We start from the raw sequence: 5,083 nt of genomic DNA on the forward strand, positions 1-5,083 counted from the left end.
GAAGCTGCTGTAAAGCAGGTTCTATCTTTGAGAGAGAAACAAGGAAAAGACCTTTGCCTAAGAGTAGGGGTACGTCAAGGTGGATGTTCTGGAATGTCTTATATGATGGATTTTGCAGATCTTAGCACAATTAGAGATGATGATGAAGTTTTTGATTATGATGGGTTTAAGGTTGTTTGCGACCGCAAAAGTATCCTTTATCTCTATGGTTTGATGCTTGACTATAGTGACGCTTTGATTGGCGGTGGGTTCCAGTTTACTAATCCTAATGCAACTCAAACCTGTGGTTGTGGTAATTCCTTTTCAGCTTAAATATTAATTAAATTAAACTACATCTTTAGATAAACTAGATAGATAGATGTGGTATATTTTCCTTCTAGAAAGGTAGGGGTACAGTATTTACTGTGCCCCTAAATATTGTGTAAATTGATTTTTCTAGTGTCAAATCTTTAATTTGGGCTTGCTTAATAAGTCTTTTAATAGCGGGAAGGAGTCAGGAGTTAGGAGGAATGGGAATTATAAAGTAGGTAGTCAGAAAAATAGTCNAAACTAGATAGATAGATGTGGTATATTTTCCTTCTAGAAAGGTAGGGGTACAGTATTTACTGTGCCCCTAAATATTGTGTAAATTGATTTTTCTAGTGTCAAATCTTTAATTTGGGCTTGCTTAATAAGTCTTTTAATAGCGGGAAGGAGTCAGGAGTTAGGAGGAATGGGAATTATAAAGTAGGTAGTCAGAAAAATAGTCCCTTAATTTTTCTGCCTTACATTACCTTAAAATGCTCACTTTTTCAGCTCCATCAACTGAAAATCTGGTACTTTTTCCAGACCTAAAATTCTCAAACCTTTATATGTCAATGCTTTGATGTTTAATCAGCAAACCCTAATTTAACTAGCTATCAGCTATTAGCATTTCACCTAGCCTCTTGCAGAGGAAATACCTCTTGCTTCCTGTTGAAATACCTGACTAGGGCCTAAAAAAAAGTCAATCATCCTGACCGCTGACTGCTGACTACTGACTGCTTTTTAACTTTTTGTGATTAATTTTTTAAACTAGAAAACCTAGAGTATTACCATCTAGAAATAAGGTCTCAAACCTCCTCCTTGAATGGGATAAAAAGGAAATTTAAAATTTTCTTGCTTTCTTTTCAGTAGGAGATACTATTAACTAATAACTGATAACTGAAATGACTCAAACACCAGAAGAATTATATAAAGAAGGATTAGAAAGATATAAGGCTGGAGAAGACCTAAAGACTTTAATTCCATTATTTAAAGAAATTACTAACCGTTCTCCTAAAAGTAGTAGTAGTTGGATTAGCTTATCATGGTTATATCTATTAGAGAAAAAACCTAAATCAGCCCATAAAGCAGCTAAAACAGGAGTTAAACTTAATCCAGACGATCCACAAGGCCGAATTAACTTGGCTTTAGCAATGCTGGAAATAGGAGAAAAGGGTGTTAGACCTCATGTAGAGATAGCCCAGCAAATGATTATGGCTGATAAAGATTGGCTCGAAGAAATTCAAAATAATATTCAGGATGGTTTCAATAGAAGAGGTGAATGGCCTAGCCTTAGTCGAGTTAACAGTTGGTTATTTGATGTTTAAACTAAATTTTTTGGCTAAATTAAAAAATTGACTAAAAAATAAAGTCAATAGCTTCCCCTTTTCAGGGGATAAAAAAGGAAATTAGGAATTTTATTGCTTCCAACTTCAATCAGTCATAGGTACTTATAACTAATGACTGAAATGACAAATGTATAGCCTTTAAAAAAACTTCATAATTCATATAAAAACTTTACGTCAAACCAGAAAAAATCATGTTATTATTTGTAGAACTTCAGAGATTACTTAATCACCATAAAGTAGAAAATCCCTAAGAGCTTAATAGCTCTACTAACTATCTAGATAATAATCGATCAAAAACTTGAAAAATGCTAATTTGGCAGCAATTTTCTAGTTAAAGCTGAACAAGAGGATTAACTTACAAATATTTAAGTATAAAACTTAAAAAAAAGTTCCGAAAANGATAATAATCGATCAAAAACTTGAAAAATGCTAATTTGGCAGCAATTTTCTAGTTAAAGCTGAACAAGAGGATTAACTTACAAATATTTAAGTATAAAACTTAAATTTAAGTCAATCAATATTCTATAAAGTCAGGCTAGCTAAGAGAAATTATTTGCACAATTCCAGGTGAAGATGAAGTGCATTAGTAATATTCTATGAAAACCGAAAAAAAATTGCTCAAAGTCAAAAAAAACTGACTAGGCAAGAATAAAAGTAGGTTAACTAAACACAAATCAGTCAAAAATGTTTTTTTTAGGATGTGAGGTTGCTACTTAAAGTACCCAAAGTTACAGAGTAAGCCTAGGGATGCTAAACCAGTTTTTTAGTAGTTAGTAAGCTGAGTAAGAGAACTAAAAAGTCTCTTCTATAAATCTCAATTAAGAGAGTCAAACCTAATTTTAGATAATACTAAGGAGTTGAAGTACAATGACATTTAATAATCAAGTTAATAATCTAGATGACGTTAATGTAAAGCCTGAAACTCGTAACCACAAAGGATTTTTTGTTCAGGAAGGCGATTATAAACTAATGAGTATTGATGAGTCTGGTTGGGCTTTAATTTGTCTAGATGATGCAGTATGTCATTATGTAGATCCAGATAATTTGCAAGAAACAAAAGAATTAATCGAAGAATCAGCAACTGTTCAGAAATAAAAGTTTGAACTACCTATAGATTTAGATGGAAAAATGATTTGGGCAAGCTGCCTTCCTAATTATGGCAGCTTGATTCTTTTTGATAAATTTGACAACTTTCAAGAAGCCAAAATATTTTTTAGAGCAGGCTTAACATTAGGATACTGATACTCAAAGCCAGAAGCTTGAGTTTGTCTTGGTAAAACTTTTTGACCTTCCAATACAACTACAGCACCATCTCCCAATAACAATTCAATGGCAAAATTAGGTACAGGTATCCAAGAAGGTCTATTTAAAGCAGCCCCTAAATCTTGACAAAATTCTCCCATTCGTATAGGATTAGGAGCAGTAGCATTAAATATTCCTGCTATTTCTGGGTGGCGTAGAGAATGTAAAATTAAACCTACCAAATCATCAATATGCACCCAAGAAAACCATTGCCTACCACTACCAATAGGTCCACCAGCAAATAACTGGAAGGGAGTTAACATTTTCGACACAGTACCCCCCATACCCAATACAATACCAATTCGCAAAATAACCAACCTTACCCCTATATCCTTAACAGGTTGGGCAGCAGTTTCCCACTCCCGACAAACTTCCGCCAGAAAGTCATTGCCACTATTGCTAGTTTCATCAAAAGTCGCCGTTTCACTCGTGCCATAATATCCCACAGCCGACCCACTGACCAATACCGATGGTTTAGAATTAGCTTGGGCGATCGCCTCGACTAATTTTTCTGTAGTTACCTTGCGACTATCCATAATTTCTTGCTTCCGAGTGGCACTCCAACGCTCATCAGCAATACCAGCACCTGCTAGATTAACTACACCGTCGCAGCCATCTATAGATTTTTGCCAAGCACCAGACTGTTTTGGTTGGTAGGCAACTATCTCTAGATTAGGATAGGCTGAGTTAGGAAAAATTCGTTTAGCTTTTTCTAGGTTGCGGGTCAAAACTAATATTTGTTCTCCCTCTGAATGTAGACGCTCGACCAAGCGACTACCGACAAACCCTGTTGCTCCTGTAATAGCTACTTTCATTACTCAAAAATCTATTCACGATACTTTTATCTTTATATAGTAGTGGAATGAGACAGCTAATTTTGTCTATTAGGGTAGGATTTATAGCAATCCTATTTCAATTGTAATATTTTTTTTGTAGTTAGGAGTCAGGAATCAGAAGTCAGAATTTTGAAGGTTTTTCATCAATCTTAACTATTATAAAAATTCTCACAAATCATTTAGAATTGCTATATCATTGAAATATGATGTATTAATTTCAACTGTAACTCCCCCTACTATTGCAAAATTTTAAGTGTGTCGGCCTACTACCGAATATTTGCTAACTATAAATATTAGTCATAGGTTGGGTTTTGCTACGCAATATGAAAAGTGCTAGCACAACTCAACAAAAACCTAAATAATATTAAATCAGGTAGCATTAGTATAATTTAGTATTAAGGAATAATAACTCTATCTTCCAGAAATGAACAACTTTTGGCTCCTACTGATAATAGGAATTATATTACTCTAAACTCAACCTGCAGAATATTTACTGACTATCAATATTGGTAGTAGCTTAGGTCAAGCCACAAAGAAGCCCAACAAAAATGTAGATAATATTGAGTTTAACTTGTTAAACTCAACCTACTTAATCTGGATTAATTGAACATTTATTGAGTGGGAAACAGGAAACGGAAAATATAAATTAGTAGTCATAATTTAAGATAGTTTTGCCTACCTACTTACTTAAATATTAGGTCACAAAAAAATCCATGGTGAAAAAATTAAACTTTTTAATTGCTGGTGTCAGTGTCATTGCAGCAGGCAGTATTGCGACATATCTTTACTTTAAAAATATAGCAATCAAGGTATCTAGTCCTCTCAATAGCGCCCAAGTTGTGCCAGAATCGGCAATTATGGCCACTTTTTTCCATCCTAATCAAGAAGCTATAACTAAATTAGAACAATTTGGTACTCCTGAAGCAAAAAAGTTGATTGGTCAGAGTTATGCAGAATTTCAGCAAGAAAATTTGGCCGAGACTAATATTGATTGGGAAAAAGATATTAAACCTTGGTTGGGAGGAGTAATGTTGGCTTTTGTACCTGCTGAAGAGGGGCAAAATACCGATCCTGTAAATATTTTGATGGTAGTGGGAATTAAAAATAAATTAGAAGCTTTGAGATTTGTGAGTAAGTTGAAAGGGGAAGATGAGAGCAAGGTAATAAAGAGAGAATATCAGGGGGTGACTATTCGAGAAGTTACTGACGATACTGGGAAAACTTTTAATTTAGCAATTTTGGGAGATTATTTAGCGATCGCTCCTATAGCAGCAGCAGTGGAAGATGCTATTGATACCTTTCAGGGTAAAAGTG

The 5,083-nt window shown here is 34.3% G+C and carries 5 protein-coding genes; 4 read left to right on the forward strand and 1 reads right to left on the reverse strand.

What is annotated here, in order from left to right; genetic code table 11:
• The 3 genes from AFK68_RS11170 to AFK68_RS11180 form a co-directional block, all read left to right on the forward strand.
• A partial coding sequence (locus AFK68_RS11170; RefSeq protein ID WP_094672799.1) for an iron-sulfur cluster assembly accessory protein occupies positions 1-312 on the forward strand: 312 nt, incomplete at its 5' end.
• 875 nt (positions 313-1,187) lie between these two features.
• Positions 1,188-1,610, forward strand: a complete 423-nt coding sequence (locus AFK68_RS11175) for a hypothetical protein (RefSeq protein WP_094672801.1) — start codon at positions 1,188-1,190, stop codon at positions 1,608-1,610.
• An 888-nt stretch (positions 1,611-2,498) separates the two neighbouring features.
• Positions 2,499-2,726 (forward strand): hypothetical protein, encoded by a 228-nt coding sequence (locus tag AFK68_RS11180; RefSeq protein ID WP_094672803.1) that lies wholly within the window; start codon positions 2,499-2,501, stop codon positions 2,724-2,726.
• A gap of 98 nt (positions 2,727-2,824) precedes the next feature.
• Here the strand turns inward: AFK68_RS11180 and AFK68_RS11185 are convergent, their stop codons facing one another.
• Positions 2,825-3,748, reverse strand: a complete 924-nt coding sequence (locus AFK68_RS11185) for a TIGR01777 family oxidoreductase (protein WP_094672805.1) — start codon at positions 3,746-3,748, stop codon at positions 2,825-2,827.
• A 734-nt stretch (positions 3,749-4,482) separates the two neighbouring features.
• Here AFK68_RS11185 and AFK68_RS11190 point away from each other — a divergent pair.
• A partial coding sequence (locus AFK68_RS11190) for a DUF3352 domain-containing protein (protein WP_143437779.1) occupies positions 4,483-5,083 on the forward strand: 601 nt, incomplete at its 3' end.

This window comes from Hydrocoleum sp. CS-953, from assembly GCF_002260545.1.
GTDB lineage: Bacteria > Cyanobacteriota > Cyanobacteriia > Cyanobacteriales > Microcoleaceae > Trichodesmium.

Bases quoted from the DNA above. Each gene is read 5' to 3' on its own strand.
- AFK68_RS11175 (WP_094672801.1), top strand. From the start codon at position 1,188: ATGACTCAAACACCAGAAGAATTATATAAAGAAGGATTAGAAAGATAT.
- AFK68_RS11180 (WP_094672803.1), top strand. From the start codon at position 2,499: ATGACATTTAATAATCAAGTTAATAATCTAGATGACGTTAATGTAAAG.
- AFK68_RS11185 (WP_094672805.1), bottom strand. From the start codon at position 3,748: ATGAAAGTAGCTATTACAGGAGCAACAGGGTTTGTCGGTAGTCGCTTG.